Here is a 14764-nt window from a genome sequence, read left to right on the forward strand (position 1 = left end):
GACGCCGAGCGCGCGCAGCGCGGCCGCCACCGCCGCGCCGGCGGCGGCGATCGCGCCGGCGTCGGGGGCCCGCGACGGCGCCCCGAGCGTCGCGAGCAGCCGCCGCATCGCCCGGTCGAAGCGGTCGATGTCGACCGGCTTGACCAGGTAGTCGACCGCGTCGAGGTCGAACGCCCGGATCGCGTGCTCCTCGCTCGCGGTGACGAACACGACGCACGGCGGGCGCTCCACCGACCACGGCGCCTCCCGCGCGAGCGCCTCGACCGTCGCGATGCCGTCGAGGCCGGGCATGCGGATGTCGAGCAGCAGCACGTCGGCGGGGCCGTCGCGGAGCGCGGCGAGGACGGCCGCGCCGCTCCCGCATTCCGCCGTGAGCTCGAACTCGGGGTGCCGCGCGAGCAGCGCGCGCAGCCGGGCGCGGGCGAGCGGCTCGTCGTCGGCGACCAGCACCTTCCAGGCGCGGCTCACGGACGCGGCCCCCCGTTCCCGCGCGCGCCGTCGACGAACGGCAGCGTCACCAGCGCGCGCGTGCCGCCGCCGGGCGGCCGCTCCAGCGCGAGCGAGGCGCGCGCGCCGTAGAGCTGGGCGAGGCGGTCGCGCGTGTTGCGCAGGCCGATGCCGCCGCCCGTCCCCGCGTCCCCGCGCCCGCCCGACGGCGCCCCCTCCCCGTCGAGCCCCGCGCCGTCGTCCTCGACGACGAGTCGGAGGGCGTCGCCCGCGCGGGCCGCGCCGATCCGCACGCGTCCGCCCGCCTCGCGCCCCGCGAGCCCGTGCTCGTACGCGTTCTCGACCAGCGGCTGCAGCACCAGGAAGGGGACGCGCGCGCCGCGCGCCGCGTCGGCCACCTCCCACTCGACGGCGATGCGGTCGCCGAAGCGCAGCTGCATCAGCTCCACGTAGCGCGCCAGCAGGTCGAGCTCGCGCTCGAGCGCGTGCTCCTCCGCCCGCTCGTGCAGGATCACGCGCAGCAGCGCCGCGAAGCGCGTGAGCATGCGGTCGGCCGCCATCGGGTCGGCGTGCACGAGGGTCGTGACCGCGTTGAGCACGTTGAAGACGAAGTGCGGCTGCAGCTGCGTCCGCAGCGCGGCCAGCCGCGCCTCGGCGAGCCCGCGGGCGAGCGCCGCCTCGCGCACCGCGCGGGCGCGCTCCGCGCGATAGTAGTGGGCCGCGTGGAGGAGCGCGACCATCACGAGGAAGACGGTGAAGTAGGTGAGGCTCCGCGCGGCGGCGCTCGCCGCGACGTCGGGGACGCCGGAGACCGCCACGACGACGGGGGTCATGACGACGTGGCGGAGCCAGGCGGCCGCGCAGATGCCGAGCAGGAGGACGCCCGCGTTGCGCCACGGGCGCGGGCGCCCGACGGGGAAGCGGCGCACGAGGGCCGCGAGCGGCGGCAGCAGCGGGAGGCACGTCCACCACATCGCGAGCGACCAGACCACCTGCTGGCCCCAGCGCGCCTCCTCGCCGCGGTCGAGGGCCGCGATGCCGCCGCGCAGCGCGTAGAGGAGGGCGAAGAACGTCGTCAGCACGACGGCGCCCACCGGCACGACGCGCCGCTCCGTGACGCTCTCCGCGGCGATCGCCGGAGCGCCGGCGTCCCCCGTCCCCCGCGCGCGTGTCGTCACCACCCAGTATCGGGGGCGGGGCGCGGCGCGATCAAGGGCGGTCAGCGCGGCGCGGCCGGCGGGACGCGGCGCGTGGCCGTCATCGGGAGGCGCGCGCCGCCGTGGTACTCGACGATGCCGTCCATCGTGCGCCCGTCGTCGGCCAGCCGCGCCAGGAACCGCACGTCCCCCTCGCGCGAGGCGACGACCATCCGCACCGAGTCGCCGTCCACGGTGAGCGCGCGGATCGCCAGCGTGTTCGTGAGGTACATCGTGATCGAGCCCGCCCACCCCCGCTCGACCGGGCCGAGCGCGAGGAAGCCGGGGGACGTCCGCTCCCCCACGCGCATCGTGAAGTCCCAGAGCCCCTGCAGGTCGGGGGGCGTCGCGGCGGGCGGCCGCGTCGACTGCGCGCCGGCCGTCGCGGACGCCGAGAGGACGGCGGCCAGCGCCGCGGCGGCGAGCCGCGCGGGGCGACGGCGGGGACGAGCGATGGCGTCGGACATGGCGTCGGACATGGCGGGGCGCTCCCGGTCGAGGGTGGTGTGCCCCCAGGGTAGGCGCGCGCGGCACCCGCCGACGCCGCGGTGACGCGAGGTGGACGCGGCGCGGGCCGGACCGGTCGCGCCGCGCCGCGGGCCGTCCGTCAGCCGCCGAACGCCGCCTTCAGGCGCGACCCGGCGTACGCCTGCGCGTCCTTCGCCCTCGCCTCGACGGCCGCCATCCCGAAGAACTCGTGCGCCACGCCGTCGTACAGGCGGCGCTCCACCGGGACGTCGGCGGCCTTCAGCGCGCGCTCCAGCATCGCCCCGTCGTCGCGCAGCGGGTCGATCTCGGCGTTGACGATCGTCACCGGCGGCAGGTTGGCGAGGTTCGCCTTCACGAGCGCGATGCGCGGGTCCTGCAGGTCGGCCGGGGTGCGCGTCGTGTGCTTCGCGAACCACCCCATCATCGGCCGGTTGAGCGGCTTCGCCGCGGCGTAGGTCGCGTACGACGCGGTCGTCGTGTCGGGCTGCGCGATGGGGTACACCGACACCACCGCCGCCGGCGCCTGCAGCCCCGCGTCGCGCGCCGCGACCGCGGTGGCGACGGCCAGGTTGCCGCCCGCGCTCTCGCCGGCCAGCGCGACGCGCTTCGGGTCGCCCTTGATCGACGCCGCGTTGGCCAGCGCCCACCGGTAGGCGGCCAGCGCGTCGTCGTGCTGCGCCGGGAACTTGGCCTCGGGCGCGCGGCGGTAGTCGACCGACACGACCACCGCGTTGGCCGCCTTCGCCAGCCCGCGCGCGCCGCCGTCGTAGACCTTGCGGTCGGCGATCACCCACCCGCCGCCGTGGAAGTACACGACCACCGGGAACGGCCCCGCGCCCTCGGGCGTGTACACGGTCGCCGGCAGGTCGCCGGCCGCGCCGCGCACCGTGCGGTCGGCCGCGGTCACCCCGGGCACCAGCGCGGCCGGCGTGGTGTCCTTCCCCTGCGCGACCAGCAGCGCCGTCACCGCGTCGGCGGGCGTCGGCTGCCGGCGCGCCTCCTCGGGGGTGAGCGTCTCGATCGGCTTCGGGCCGAGCTTCGCGTGCTGGTCGAGCACCGCCTGCATCTCGGGCTCCGCGGCCGCCGCCGCGCTGGCCGCCGCCGACGCGGGCGCGCCCACCGCCGCCCCGTCGTCGGTCACCGCGCCGCCCGCCGAGTCGGCGCGCCGCTCCCCGCCGCCGCCGCACCCGGCCAGCAGCGCCACCCCGACCCCCAGCGCCCGTGCGTGTCGCGCGGCGGTCCGCCGCGTCGTCGCGTCTCCCATGCTCCCTCCCTCCCGTCCCTCGAGCGTCGCCTCGCCGTCGCGCGCCGGGGCCGCTCGTCGGCTCCGGCGCACGCGGGCCCGCTCACGACCCTGCACGGCGCGGGCACTGCGGCAGGCCGGCTAGGGCAAGAGCGCCGCCACACCGGCGGGGGCGCGCCGGGTGCCGGTCGCGGCGCCCCGGAGGCCGCACGGGACGCGGGCAGGGATCTCGCAATGGCGCGCGCCTGCGCGCGGCGACCGCCGAACGCGGGGCCACGGGACGCCGCGAGCGGCGGAGGGACGGTGGAAGGACGGGAGCAGGGAGTGGCGCCGGCGATGTTCGCCGGCGACTCCGAGATGGCGCGCCGCTGCCGGGAGCTCGACTGGGCGGCGACCCCGCTCGGCCCCACGGAGGCGTGGCCGGTCAGCCTGCGCACCACGGTCGCGATGCTGCTCGCCGCCCGGCACCCGATGATCCTCTTCTGGGGGGACGAGCGCGTGCAGCTGTACAACGACGCGTACGTCCCCACGCTGGGCCCGGGACGCCACCCCGAGGCGCTCGGGATGCGCGCCGCCGACTGCTGGCGCGGCGCGGTGTGGGAGATCGTCGGCCCGCAGATCGACCGGGTGGTGGCCACCGGCGTCGCCACCTGGCACGAGGACCAGCCGGTGCCGCTGCCGCGCCGCGGGCGGGTCGAGGAGACGTTCTGGACCTACAGCTACGGCCCCGCCTTCGACGACGCCGGGCGCCCCGCCGGGGTGCTGGTGGTGACGCAGGAGACGACGGGGCGCGTGCTGGCCGAGCGGCGGCGCGCGCACGCGGAGACGGCGCTGGCGGCGCGGGGCGACGAGCTGGCGCGCGTGAACGACCGGCTGTCGCAGCAGCAGGTGGCGCTGGCGCTGGGCAACGTGCAGCTGCAGCAGAACGCGCGCGTGCTGGGCGAACAGGCCGAGGAGCTGCGCGCCGCCGCCGCGACCCTGGAAGAGCAGGTCGCGGCGGCCGACGGGGCGCGCGCGGCCGCGGCGGCGAGCGAGGCGAAGTACCGCGCGCTGTTCGACACGATGGACCAGGGCTTCTGCCTCGTCGAGGTGCTGCTCGACGCCGGCGGCCGGCCGCGCGACTACCGCTTCCTCGAGGCCAACGCGGCGTTCGCGGGGCAGACCGGGCTCGCGGACGCGATGGGGCGCACGGCGCGCGAGCTGGTGCCGGGGCTCGAGCAGCACTGGGTGGACCTGTACGGCCGCGTGGCGCTCACCGGCGAGCCGACCCGCTTCGAGCAGGGGTCGGACGCGATGGGGCGCTGGTTCGACGTGTTCGCGTTCCGCGTCGGCGCCCTCGAGGCGCGGGTGGTCGCGATCCTGTTCACCGACCGCACCGCGGCGCGGGCGGCGGCGCGCGAGCGCGAGCGGCTGCTCGGCGAGCTGGCGGCGGAGCGCGACCGGCTGCGGCAGGCCTTCGACCAGGCGCCGGGGTTCGTGGCGGTGCTGCGCGGGCCGGAGCACCGCTACGAGTACGTGAACGGCCCGTACGCGCAGATCTCGTCGCACCGCGCGCTGCTCGGGCTCACCGTGCGCGAGGCGTTCCCCGAGCTGGCCGACCAGGGCTTCTACGAGCTGCTCGACCGCGTGTACGCGACCGGCACGGCGTTCGTGGGGCACGCGCTGCCGATCCAGCTGCAGCCCGTGGCGGGCGGCCCGGTGGAGACGCGCGACATCGACCTGACCTACCAGCCGCTGACCGAGGGCGCCGCCGGCGACGCGCGGGTGACGGGGATCCTCGTCCAGGGGCGCGACGTCACCGAGCTGGCGCGGGCCGACGCGGCGCTGCGCGCGGCCGCGCGCGAGCGCGAGCGGCTGCTGGCCGAGAGCGAGTCGGCGCGCGCGCGCGCCGAGGAGGCCAACCAGGCGAAGGGCGCCTTCCTGGCCACGATGAGCCACGAGCTGCGCACGCCGCTCAACGCGATCGGCGGCTACGTCGAGCTGCTGGAGCTGGGGGTGCGCGGCCCGGTGACCGCCGACCAGCTGGCGGACCTGGGGCGCATCCAGCGCGCGCAGCGCCACCTGCTCGGCCTCGTCAACGGGGTGCTGAACTACGCCAAGGTGGAGGCGGGGGCGGTGCACTACGCGCTCGACGACGTGGCCGTCGACGAGGTGCTGCGCGTCTGCGAGGCGCTGGTGGCGCCGCAGGTGCGGGCGCGGGCGCTGCACGCGGCCTACGCGGGCGCCGACCCGGCGCTGCGCGTGCGCGCGGACCGCGAGAAGCTGCAGCAGATCGTGCTCAACCTGCTGGGCAACGCGGTGAAGTTCACCGAGGCCGGGGGGCGCGTGGCGCTCGCCGCGGCGGCCGACGGGGACGGGGCGGTGCGCGTCACCGTCGCCGACACCGGCGTCGGCATCCCGGCGGAGCTGCGCGACCGCGTGTTCGAGCCGTTCGTGCAGGTCGACTCGGCCTACACGCGGGCGCAGGGGGGCACGGGGCTCGGGCTGGCGATCAGCCGCGACCTCGCGCGCGGGATGGGCGGGGACCTCACGGTCGAGAGCGCGCAGGGCGAGGGGAGCACGTTCACCCTCACCTTGCCGCGCGCTCCCAGCGCCCCCAGCGCCGACCGATAGCGGCCGGCCGCTAGGCTCCGTCTGAGAATGCGGTTTGCGGCCCTGCCCGGTGTCTCCCGCTGGGCAGGGCCGCATGCGTTCCACGTACGAGATCGTCGAGCGGCACGACCTCACCGAGGCCGAGTGGCGCCGCCTCGCGCCGCTGCTCCCCGCGCCGGCCGCGCGGGGGCGACCGCCGCGGGACCGCCGGCCGATCCTGAACGGGATCCTGTGGATGCTGGCCACCGGGGCGAGCTGGCGCGACCTGCCGGCGCGCTACCCGCCCTGGCAGACGTGCCACTACTACTTCCGCCGCTGGGAGCGCGAGGGCGTGTGGGACGCGATCCACCGGGCGCTCCAACGCACGCTGCGCTCGGAGTACAACGCCGTCGACTTCGCCGTGTTCTGCGTCGACTCGACCATCGTCCGGGCGCACCGCGCCGCCGCGGGCGCGGGGGGAAAACGTGCCCGCGGGCGAGCCGCCCGACCACGCGCTCGGGCGCAGCCGCGGCGGGTTTAGCACCAAGCTCTCGCTGGTGACCGACGGCCGCGGGCTCGGGCTGGCCGTGGCGGTGCACGCCGGCCAAGCCAGCGACCTCGCCGCGGCGCCCGCGCTGCTCGACAGCGTGCGTGTGCCCGGCGCGCGGGGCGCCCCGCGGCGCTACCCCGACGCGCTCGCGGGCGACAAGGGCTACAGCTTCGGGCCGGTGCGCCGCTGGTGTCGGCGGCACCGCGTCACGCCGGTGCTGCCGCGGCGCGAGGACCAGCCCCGCGTGCGCCGGCGGCGCTGGACGGCCGAGGACCGCCGCCTCTACCGCCGGCGCCACGTCATCGAGTGCACGGTCGGGCACCTGAAGGAGTTCCGCCGCGTCGCCCAGCGCGCCGACAAGCTGGCCGTCAGCTACCGCGCCTGGGCGGTCCTCGGCCTCGTTCGCCTCACGCTCCGCCGCTACTTCTCAGACGGAGCCTAGCGGCCGGCCGCGGGGGCCGGGAGCGCGTCGATGAAGTCGGCCATCCGCTTGCGCGTCGCCGCGTCGGGGAGCTTCCCGATCCCGCCGCCCAGGTTGTCGATCATGTTCTTCGCCTGGCTGGTGGCCGGCGTGGCCGCCGTGATCGCGGGGTGCGAGACCACGAACTTGAGGAAGAACTGCGCCCACGTCGCGGCGTCGAACTCCTTCGCCCAGTCGGGGAGCGGCGTCCCCGCGGTGCGGCGGAAGAGGCTCGTGCGCCCGAACGGCGCGTACGCCAGCACGCCGATCTTCCGCTGCTGCGCCAGCGGGAGGATCGTCTCCTCGACGTCGCGGTTGTCGACCGCGTAGTCGACGCCGATGAAGTCGAGCGGCTCGTTGCGCATCACCTCGACGAGCTGCGCGTACTGCTGCGGGAAGGTCGTCGTGATGCCGACGTAGCGCACCCGCCCCTGCTTCTTCAGCTCCTGCAGGATGGGGAGCTGCGTCGCCGGGTCGCCCATGTTGTGGACCTGGATCAGGTCGATCTTGGGCTTCTTGATGCGCGCGAACGAGGCCTCGACCTGCGCGCGGGCGGCGGCCGGGTCGGCGTTCCCGCCCCCGCGCCCGGCGACGTTGAGCTTCGTCGCCCAGAACAGCTTCTCCTGGAGCCCCAGCTCGTTGGCGAGGCGCCCCGCGACCTCCTCCGACGATCCGTAGCTGGGCGCCGTGTCGAACACGCGGCCGCCGCGGTCGGCCATGGTCTTGAGCACCTCGCGCAGCGCGGTGACGTCCTCCGTGCGCGCGACCTGCGAGAACGTGGCCGAGGAGCCCAGCCCGATGACGGGGATGCGCTCCCCGGACGACGGGATGGCCTTCTGCAGCAGCTGCCCCTGCGCCAGCGTTGCCTGCAGGGCCGAGAGGAGGCGGGGCGTGGCGCCGAGCGTGGCGCCCACGCCGGCGGCGATCCCCAGCCACTCGCGACGGGTGACCATGGTTGTCTCCGGTAAGGGTCGACGCAGTATACGCCGCGGGCGCGGGGGGTGTTGCCGCCGGCGCCCGCAGAGTTGACCGAACGTTGCCAACGGGGGGCGCAACGGTGCACCGTCCGACGCGTATTCGTCCGGTCGCCCGCCCCGCCCCCTCCCCTTCCGCCGCATGATCGCCTCGATCCGCTCCGGACTCGGCCGCCTGGTGAACGCCCGCGAGGGGGAGTGGACGGCGCTCCTCGCCTCCTTCGCCTACTACTTCCTCACCCTCTCGGCCTACTACATCCTGCGCCCCATCCGGGACGACATGGGGGTGCGGGGCGGGGTCGAGAACCTGGCGTGGCTGTTCACCGGCACGCTGGTCGGGATGCTGCTCCTGCACCCCGTCTACACCGCGCTCGTGTCGCGGCTCCCCCGCCGGAAGTTCGTCCCGTACATCAACCGGTTCTTCATCCTGAACCTGGTGGCGTTCTTCCTCCTCCTGCGGGGCGTCGGGGACGCGCAGGCGGTGTGGGTCGGGCGCGTGTTCTACATCTGGGTCAGCGTCTTCAACCTGTTCGTGGTGTCCGTCTTCTGGTCGCTGGTGACGGACGTCTACCGCCCCGAGCAGAGCAAGCGCCTCTTCGGCTTCCTGGCCGTCGGCGGGACGCTCGGCGCCATGCTCGGCTCGACCATCACGTCGCTGCTGGTCAAGCCGCTCGGCGCGCTCAACCTGCTCCTCGTCTCGGCGGTGCTGCTCGAGGTGGCGTCGCAGGCGGCGCGCGTGCTCGACGGGCAGGAGGGGAAGATGGCCGCGGCGGCGCGCGAGGACGCGGGCGCGGCCGCGCCGGCGGCGGTCGAGCAGAAGCGCGCCGAGAAGATCGGCGGCGGCGTGTTCGAGGGGGTGCGGCACGTGCTCGCGTCGCCGTACCTGCTCGGCATCGCGCTCGTGATGCTCTTCTACACCGTGTCGAGCACCTTCGTCTACTTCCAGCAGGCGGAGCTCACCAAGCAGGTGTTCGGCGACGACTCGGGGCGGCGCACGGCGTTCTTCGCCAACGTCGACCTGCTGGTGAACGCGATCACCCTCGTCGGCCAGCTGTTCGTCACCTCGCGCGTCCTGCGCTGGCTCGGCGTCGGCGCGGGGCTCGCCTTCCTGCCCGCGATCAGCGTCGTCGGCTTCGGCGTGCTGGCGGCGGCGCCGTCGCTGGCCGTGCTGGTCGGGCTGCAGGTGGCGCGGCGCGCCGGCAACTTCATGGTGCACCGCCCGGCGCGCGAGGTGCTCTACACCGTCCTGTCGCGCACCGACAAGTACAAGTCGAAGAACTTCAACGACACCTTCGTCTACCGCGTCGGCGACCAGGCGGGGGCGTGGGCGTACACGGCGATCGGCTGGCTCGGGCTCGGCTTCACGGGCGTGTCGCTGGTGATGGTGCCGTTCTGCCTCGCGTGGGTGTTCGTGGCGCTCTGGCTGGGGCGGCGCTACCGCGCGGTGCAGGCGGCGCGCGAGGAGCGCGCGGCCGTGGCCGGGGCCCCGGTCGGGGCGCCCGCCGTGGCCTGAGGCGGACGGCCGGCGCGCCGCTCGCCGACGCGCTGGCCGGGTCCGTGCGCTGTGCGGGACGGTTCCCCACCCGTCGCCGACCCGCCGCACGATGCCCCAGAGCCCGCCCGTCGCGCCCGCCCCCGCCGCCCCGCCCGCCCCCGGCCCGCGCAACGACGCCCGCTCGGCCCAGGGAGGCGCCGACGAGGCCAGGCGCCCGCCGATGCCGCCGCGCCGCACCTGGCTGACCTTCCTCCTCGTGCTGCTGGTCAACGTCGCGATCGCCCGGCTGCTCTTCCCGCCGGAGCCGATCGCGACGGTGCCGTACACGTTCTTCCGCCAGCAGGTGCTCGCCCGGAACGTCGAGGCGATCTACAGCCGCGGGGTGAGCATCACCGGCCGCTTCGCGCGCGCGGTGACGTGGCCCGACACCACCGCCGTCGCCGCGGCCGCCGCGCCCGGGCGGCGCGAGCGCCGGCGCTCGGTCGCGCCGCGTCCGGTCACCGACTTCGCCACCGAGCTGCCGGCCTTCGCCGACCCCGGGCTCGAGCAGCTGCTCATCGGCAACGGCGTCGAGATCAGCGCCGAGCCGATCCAGCGGCAGAGCTTCTGGCAGAGCGTCCTGTTCAGCTTCGCGCCGACGCTGCTGCTGATCGGCATCTACGTGTGGATCTTCCGCCGGGCCACGCGCGGCGGGCTGGGGGGCGCGCTCGGGGGCGGGCTCGGGAAGAGCACGGCGCGCCGCGTCGACACCAACGCCGAGGGGCGCGTCACCTTCGAGGACGTCGCCGGCATCGACGAGGCGGAGAACGAGCTGGTCGAGGTGGTGGACTTCCTGCGCGACCCGGCGAAGTACACGCGGCTCGGCGGGACGGCGCCCAAGGGGGTGCTGCTCGTCGGCTCGCCCGGCACCGGCAAGACGCTGCTCGCGCGCGCGGTGGCCGGCGAGGCGGGGGTCCCCTTCTTCTCGATGAGCGCCTCGGAGTTCGTCGAGATGGTCGTCGGCGTGGGCGCGGCGCGCGTGCGCGACCTCTTCCGGCAGGCGCGCGAGCAGGCGCCGGCCATCATCTTCATCGACGAGCTGGACTCGATCGGGCGCGCGCGCGGCAACATGGCGGGGTTCGGCGGGACGAGCGAGCACGAGCAGACGCTCAACCAGATCCTCACCGAGATGGACGGCTTCTCCAGCCGCCAGGGGATCATCGTGCTGGCGGCGACGAACCAGCCGGACGTGCTCGACCGCGCGCTGCTGCGCCCGGGGCGCTTCGACCGGCGCGTCGTCGTGAACCCGCCCGACCGGAACGGGCGCGAGGCGATCCTGAAGGTCCACACGCGGCAGGTGCCGCTCTCGCCCGACGTGCGCCTCGAGGAGATCGCGGCGGCGACGCCGGGGCTCTCGGGCGCCGACCTGCGCAACCTCGTCAACGAGGCGGCGCTGCTGGCCGCGCGGCGCGAGCGCGAGCAGGTGACGCACAAGGACTTCCTGGACGCGCTGGAGAAGATCGTCCTCGGGCCGGAGCGCCCGCTGGTGCTGAGCCGCGCCGACCGCGAGCGGATCGCCTACCACGAGGGCGGGCACGCGATCCTGGGGCTCGTGGTCCCCGGCGCCGACCCGGTGCACCGCGTCACGATCGTGCCGCGCGGGCAGGCGCTGGGCGTCACCTACCAGCGCCCCGACGCGGACCGCTACAACTACCCGGAGCAGTACCTGCGCGCGCGCATCGTCGGGATCCTCGGCGGGCGCGCGGCCGAGGAGGTCGTGTACGGGACGCGCACCACGGGCGCCGAGAACGACATCGAGCAGGCGACGGGGCTCGCGCGCAGCATGGTGACGCGGTGGGGGATGAGCGAGCGGCTCGGGATGGTGCAGCTCGCGCCCGCGGGGAACCGCTTCCTCGGCGGCGCGCCCGCGGGCGGGTCGCGCGAGATCAGCGAGGCCACCGCGCAGGCGGTGGACGAGGAGGTGCGGCGCATCATCGCCGAGAGCCGCGACGAGGCGCTGCGGCTGCTCGGCGAGCACCGCGCCGCGCTCGACGCGCTCGCGCGGGCGCTGCTGGAGCGCGAGACGCTCGACGAGCGCGAGATCCTCGCCGTGACGGGGCTCCCGCCGGCGCCGGCGCTGGAGACGCGGCCGCTGGAGGGGATCGCCGCCGACATGCCGCACCCGCAGCGCGTCGCCTGAGCGCGGGCGCACGCCGATGCGCCGCCGCATCCGCACCTTCGGGCGCGCCCGCGGGATGACGCGCGGGATGCGCGTGCTGCAGCTCGCCCTCGCGCGCCTCTACGGCGGCGGGTGGCCGGCGGTGCTCGCGCGCGGGCTCGGGCTGCAGCCGGACCCGCGCCTGCGCGCGCTCACGCTCCGCCTGCCGGGGCGCGCGCCCGGCGCGCCGCCGCTGCGCGTGGGGTTCGCCGCCGACTTCCACGCCGGCCCCACCACGCACCCCGCGGTGCTCGAACGCGCGTGCGGGGCGCTGGCCGCGGCGGCCCCCGACGTCCTGCTGTTGGCCGGCGACTTCGTCGAGCTGCACGCGCGCCACGTGGACCGCCTCGCCCCGCTGCTGGCGGCGATCCCGGCGCCGCTCGGGCGCTACGCGGTGCTGGGCAACCACGACCTGATGGGCGACGACGCGTACGTCGCCGAGCGCCTGCGCGCCGCCGGGGTCGAGCTGCTCACCAACCGCGCGGCGCCGCTCCCGCCGCCGCACGACGACGTCTGGCTGTGCGGGCTCGACGACCCGACGCGCGGCGTCGCGCGCGCCGACTGCGCGCTCGACGGGGTGCCGGGGACGCGGGTCGTGCTGATGCACTCGCCCGACGGGCTGCTCACGATCGGCGCGCGCCCCTTCGACGTCGCGCTGTGCGGGCACACGCACGGCGGGCAGGTGGCGCTCCCCGACGGCACGCCGCTGGTCGTCCCCGAGGGGGCGCTCAGCCGCCGGTTCGCGCGCGGCCTCCACCGCCTCGGCCCCGACGGGCGGCGCGCGCTGCTGGTCAGCCGCGGCGTCGGCTGCAGCACGATCCCGGTGCGCCTGTTCGCGCGCGCCGAGGTGCACCTGTGCACGCTGGTGGGGGGCGGCGCGCCGTGAGCACGTCGTGGCCGACGTACCGGTGGCGGCTGGGCGGCGACGGGGTCGACCCCGCGCGCGGGACGATCAAGGCGCCGTCGTTCCGCGACGCGGCGCGCACGCTGCTCGCCCGCCGGCTGGCGCCGCACCTCGGCGCGGGCGCGGCGTACCTGCGCCTGCGCGCCGCGGGCGAGGAGGAGGTGCTGCTGCGCGTGACCCCCGCGCCGGGCGGCGGCGCGCCGCGCCTCGCCGTGGTGCCGCGCGACGCGTACGCGTTCCCCGACGCCGACCCGGCGTAGCCGCGCGCGGAGCGCGCCCGACGGATGGCGCGGCGGCGTGCCGCCGTCCATCGTTCCGGCGCCCCGCCCGCACGCCCACCCCACCGCCCCGCCGATGGCCCCGACCCGCCGCGACTTCCTCGTCACCTCCGCCGGCGCGGCGCTCGCCGCCGCCCTCGCCGGCCCGCTGGCGGCGTTCGCGCAGCCGCCGCAGCCGCCGCCGGCGGCGCCGACGTTCACCCCGGTGCGCCGCAACGTCGGCACCTTCACCATGCGCGGCGGAACGGTCGGCTGGCTGGTGAGCCCGCGCGGCGTCGTGGTGGTGGACACGCAGTTCCCCGCCGAGGCGCGGGCGCTGCTCGAGGGGCTGCAGGCGCGGTCGGGGAACCGCGGCGTCGACCTGCTGGTGAACACGCACCACCACGGCGACCACTCGGGGGGGAACGGCGTCTTCCGCGGCGTGGCGCGGAAGGTGGTCGCGCACGGGATGGCCGACCAGCACATGCGGCGCGCCCCGGGGGCGCCGGCGCAGCCGCCCGCCGCGCAGCCGCCCGCCGCGACGCCGGGCGCGCCCGAGATGCTCTACCCCGACACGACGTTCCAGCACACGTGGGCCGGCGACGTCGGCGACGAGCGGGTGGTCGCGCGGCACTACGGGCGCGGGCACACCAGCGGCGACGCGGTCATCACGTTCGAGCGCGCCAACGTCGTCCACATGGGCGACCTGCTGTCGTTCCGCCGCCACCCGGTGGTGGACCGCGCGGCGGGGGCGTCGATGCGCAACTGGGCGCGGCTCCTCCAGGAGGTCGCGAACGCGCACGCGCGCGACACGGTCTACATCTGCGGCCACGCCAACACCGGGCTCCCGGTGACGGTGGCGCAGGCCGACGTGCTGCAGTTCCGCGACTACCTGCTGGCGGTGCTGGCGCTCGCCGAGCGGCAGGTGGCGGCCGGGCGCCCGCGCGAGGAGGCGCTGGCGATGCGCGAGCCGATGCCGGGGTTCGAGGCGTGGGGCGCGTTCCCCGCCGCCAACGCGCGCGACCCGCTCACCGCCGCGTACGAGGAGGTCGCGGCCGGCGCCTGACGGCGCCCTGGCGCGCGGCCGGTGCGCCCGCCCAGCTTCCGCCCATGACCACCCCCGACGTCGCCCTCGCCGACGACGCGCCCCCGCGCGTCGACCTGCTGCTCGTGGCCGCGCTGCTCGCCCTCGCCGGGCTGGTGGTGCGGGTGGTCTGGTTCACCCCCGTCGAGGCGATGCAGGGGCCGGCGCAGAAGATCCTGTACCTGCACGTCCCGTCGGCGTTCACGGCGCTGTACGTCGGGGTCCCGCTGCTCGCGCTGTGCAGCGGCGTCTACCTGTGGCTGCGCGACGCGCGCGCCGACCTGCTGGCCGAGAGCGCGGCCGAGGTGTCGCTCGTCTTCATGACGGTGAACCTCATCACCGGCCCGATCTGGGGGAAGCCGGTGTGGGGGACCTGGTGGACGTGGGACGCGCGCCTGACGCTGACGCTCTTCCTCTGGCTCGTGCTGGCCGGCTACCTCGTCATGCGCGGCGCGGTGGACGACCGCGGGCTGCGCGCCCGCTTCTCCGCGGTGCTCGGGCTGCTGGCGCTCCTCCTCGTGCCGTTCATCCACCTCAGCGTGTACCTCTTCCGCACGCTGCACCCGCAGCCGGTGATCCTGAAGCCCAGCGCGCCGTCGATGCCGCCGGAGATGCTGCGCACATTGCTGTTCGGCTTCGCGGCGATCGCGCTGCTGTTCGCGGCGCTGCTGCGCGCGCGCTGGCACATCGCGCGGCAGCGCGAGGCGCTCGGCGCGCTGGAGGAGGGGGCGTGATCGCGCTCCTGCAGGCGGTGGCCGGCGCCGCGCCCGCCGGCCCGCCGGACAACGCGGCCTTCTTCCGCGCCGCGTACGTCGTGGCGGTCGTGGTGTTCGGCGGCTACGGGGCGCACCTGCTGCGCCGCGGCGCGCGGCGGCGCGAGCACGCGCAGCGGCGGCG

14 protein-coding genes are annotated in these 14764 nt (G+C 76.4%); 9 read left to right on the plus strand and 5 right to left on the minus strand.

Annotation, left to right across the window (positions count from 1 at the left end; translation table 11 throughout):
* The 4 genes from PYV61_RS09770 to PYV61_RS09785 form a co-directional block, all read right to left on the minus strand.
* Positions 1-468: response regulator (locus tag PYV61_RS09770; protein ID WP_275830844.1), on the minus strand; the 468-nt coding region annotated here is incomplete at its 3' end.
* Positions 465-1625 carry a histidine kinase gene (locus PYV61_RS09775; RefSeq protein WP_275830846.1) on the minus strand — a complete coding sequence of 387 codons (1161 nt, stop codon included), beginning with the start codon at positions 1623-1625 and terminating at the stop codon, positions 465-467. The genes PYV61_RS09775 and PYV61_RS09770, both read right to left, overlap by 4 nt.
* A 41-nt stretch (positions 1626-1666) precedes the next feature.
* The gene (locus PYV61_RS09780; RefSeq protein WP_275830848.1) at positions 1667-2122 is read right to left on the minus strand and encodes a hypothetical protein; all 456 of its coding nucleotides are present in this window, start codon (positions 2120-2122) and stop codon (positions 1667-1669) included.
* 128 nt (positions 2123-2250) lie between these two features.
* On the minus strand, positions 2251-3396 hold the full coding sequence (locus PYV61_RS09785; protein ID WP_275830850.1) for an alpha/beta hydrolase: 1146 nt from the start codon (positions 3394-3396) through the stop codon (positions 2251-2253).
* A gap of 303 nt (positions 3397-3699) precedes the next feature.
* On the opposite strand from PYV61_RS09785, the gene PYV61_RS09790 reads away from it, so the two are divergent.
* The 3 genes from PYV61_RS09790 (at position 3700) to PYV61_RS09800 (ending at position 6938) form a co-directional block, all read left to right on the plus strand.
* A complete protein-coding gene (locus PYV61_RS09790; protein ID WP_275830853.1) occupies positions 3700-5988 on the plus strand; it encodes an ATP-binding protein in 2289 nt (762 codons plus the stop codon).
* A gap of 73 nt (positions 5989-6061) precedes the next feature.
* On the plus strand, positions 6062-6487 hold the full coding sequence (locus PYV61_RS09795; RefSeq protein WP_275830855.1) for an IS5 family transposase: 426 nt from the start codon (positions 6062-6064) through the stop codon (positions 6485-6487).
* Positions 6432-6938 (plus strand): IS5 family transposase, encoded by a 507-nt coding sequence (locus PYV61_RS09800; RefSeq protein WP_275830857.1) that lies wholly within the window; start codon positions 6432-6434, stop codon positions 6936-6938. The genes PYV61_RS09795 and PYV61_RS09800 overlap by 56 nt, the downstream gene beginning before the upstream one ends.
* Here PYV61_RS09800 and PYV61_RS09805 read toward each other — a convergent pair.
* Positions 6935-7909, minus strand: coding sequence for an aldo/keto reductase (locus tag PYV61_RS09805; protein WP_275830859.1), 975 nt, complete (start codon positions 7907-7909; stop codon positions 6935-6937). The genes PYV61_RS09800 and PYV61_RS09805 overlap by 4 nt on opposite strands.
* A 163-nt stretch (positions 7910-8072) precedes the next feature.
* Between PYV61_RS09805 and PYV61_RS09810 the strand changes: the two genes are divergently transcribed.
* The 6 genes from PYV61_RS09810 to ccsA all read left to right on the plus strand — a co-directional run bounded on the left by PYV61_RS09810 (position 8073) and on the right by ccsA (position 14601).
* On the plus strand, positions 8073-9443 hold the full coding sequence (locus PYV61_RS09810; RefSeq protein ID WP_275830861.1) for an MFS transporter: 1371 nt from the start codon (positions 8073-8075) through the stop codon (positions 9441-9443).
* Between the two features lie 91 nt (positions 9444-9534).
* The gene (gene ftsH / locus PYV61_RS09815) at positions 9535-11604 is read left to right on the plus strand and encodes an ATP-dependent zinc metalloprotease FtsH (RefSeq protein WP_275830863.1); all 2070 of its coding nucleotides are present in this window, start codon (positions 9535-9537) and stop codon (positions 11602-11604) included.
* A gap of 16 nt (positions 11605-11620) precedes the next feature.
* Complete coding sequence (locus tag PYV61_RS09820; RefSeq protein WP_275830865.1) at positions 11621-12508, plus strand: metallophosphoesterase; 888 nt, start codon at positions 11621-11623, stop codon at positions 12506-12508.
* Positions 12505-12786, plus strand: a complete 282-nt coding sequence (locus PYV61_RS09825) for a hypothetical protein (RefSeq protein WP_275830867.1) — start codon at positions 12505-12507, stop codon at positions 12784-12786. The genes PYV61_RS09820 and PYV61_RS09825 overlap by 4 nt, the downstream gene beginning before the upstream one ends.
* A 94-nt stretch (positions 12787-12880) precedes the next feature.
* The gene (locus PYV61_RS09830; RefSeq protein ID WP_275830869.1) at positions 12881-13849 is read left to right on the plus strand and encodes an MBL fold metallo-hydrolase; all 969 of its coding nucleotides are present in this window, start codon (positions 12881-12883) and stop codon (positions 13847-13849) included.
* A 44-nt stretch (positions 13850-13893) separates the two neighbouring features.
* Entirely contained in the window at positions 13894-14601 is a 708-nt protein-coding gene (gene ccsA / locus PYV61_RS09835) for a cytochrome c biogenesis protein CcsA (protein WP_275830871.1), read from the plus strand.
* Positions 14602-14764: the final 163 nt, after the last annotated feature.

Source organism: Roseisolibacter sp. H3M3-2 (assembly GCF_029211165.1).
Taxonomy (GTDB): domain Bacteria; phylum Gemmatimonadota; class Gemmatimonadetes; order Gemmatimonadales; family Gemmatimonadaceae; genus Roseisolibacter.

Bases quoted from the DNA above. Each gene is read 5' to 3' on its own strand.
- PYV61_RS09795 (WP_275830855.1), top strand. From the start codon at position 6,062: ATGCGTTCCACGTACGAGATCGTCGAGCGGCACGACCTCACCGAGGCC.
- PYV61_RS09820 (WP_275830865.1), top strand. From the start codon at position 11,621: ATGCGCCGCCGCATCCGCACCTTCGGGCGCGCCCGCGGGATGACGCGC.
- PYV61_RS09810 (WP_275830861.1), top strand. From the start codon at position 8,073: ATGATCGCCTCGATCCGCTCCGGACTCGGCCGCCTGGTGAACGCCCGC.
- PYV61_RS09830 (WP_275830869.1), top strand. From the start codon at position 12,881: ATGGCCCCGACCCGCCGCGACTTCCTCGTCACCTCCGCCGGCGCGGCG.
- ccsA (WP_275830871.1), top strand. From the start codon at position 13,894: ATGACCACCCCCGACGTCGCCCTCGCCGACGACGCGCCCCCGCGCGTC.
- PYV61_RS09785 (WP_275830850.1), bottom strand. From the start codon at position 3,396: ATGGGAGACGCGACGACGCGGCGGACCGCCGCGCGACACGCACGGGCG.
- PYV61_RS09780 (WP_275830848.1), bottom strand. From the start codon at position 2,122: ATGTCCGACGCCATGTCCGACGCCATCGCTCGTCCCCGCCGTCGCCCC.
- PYV61_RS09805 (WP_275830859.1), bottom strand. From the start codon at position 7,909: ATGGTCACCCGTCGCGAGTGGCTGGGGATCGCCGCCGGCGTGGGCGCC.
- ftsH (WP_275830863.1), top strand. From the start codon at position 9,535: ATGCCCCAGAGCCCGCCCGTCGCGCCCGCCCCCGCCGCCCCGCCCGCC.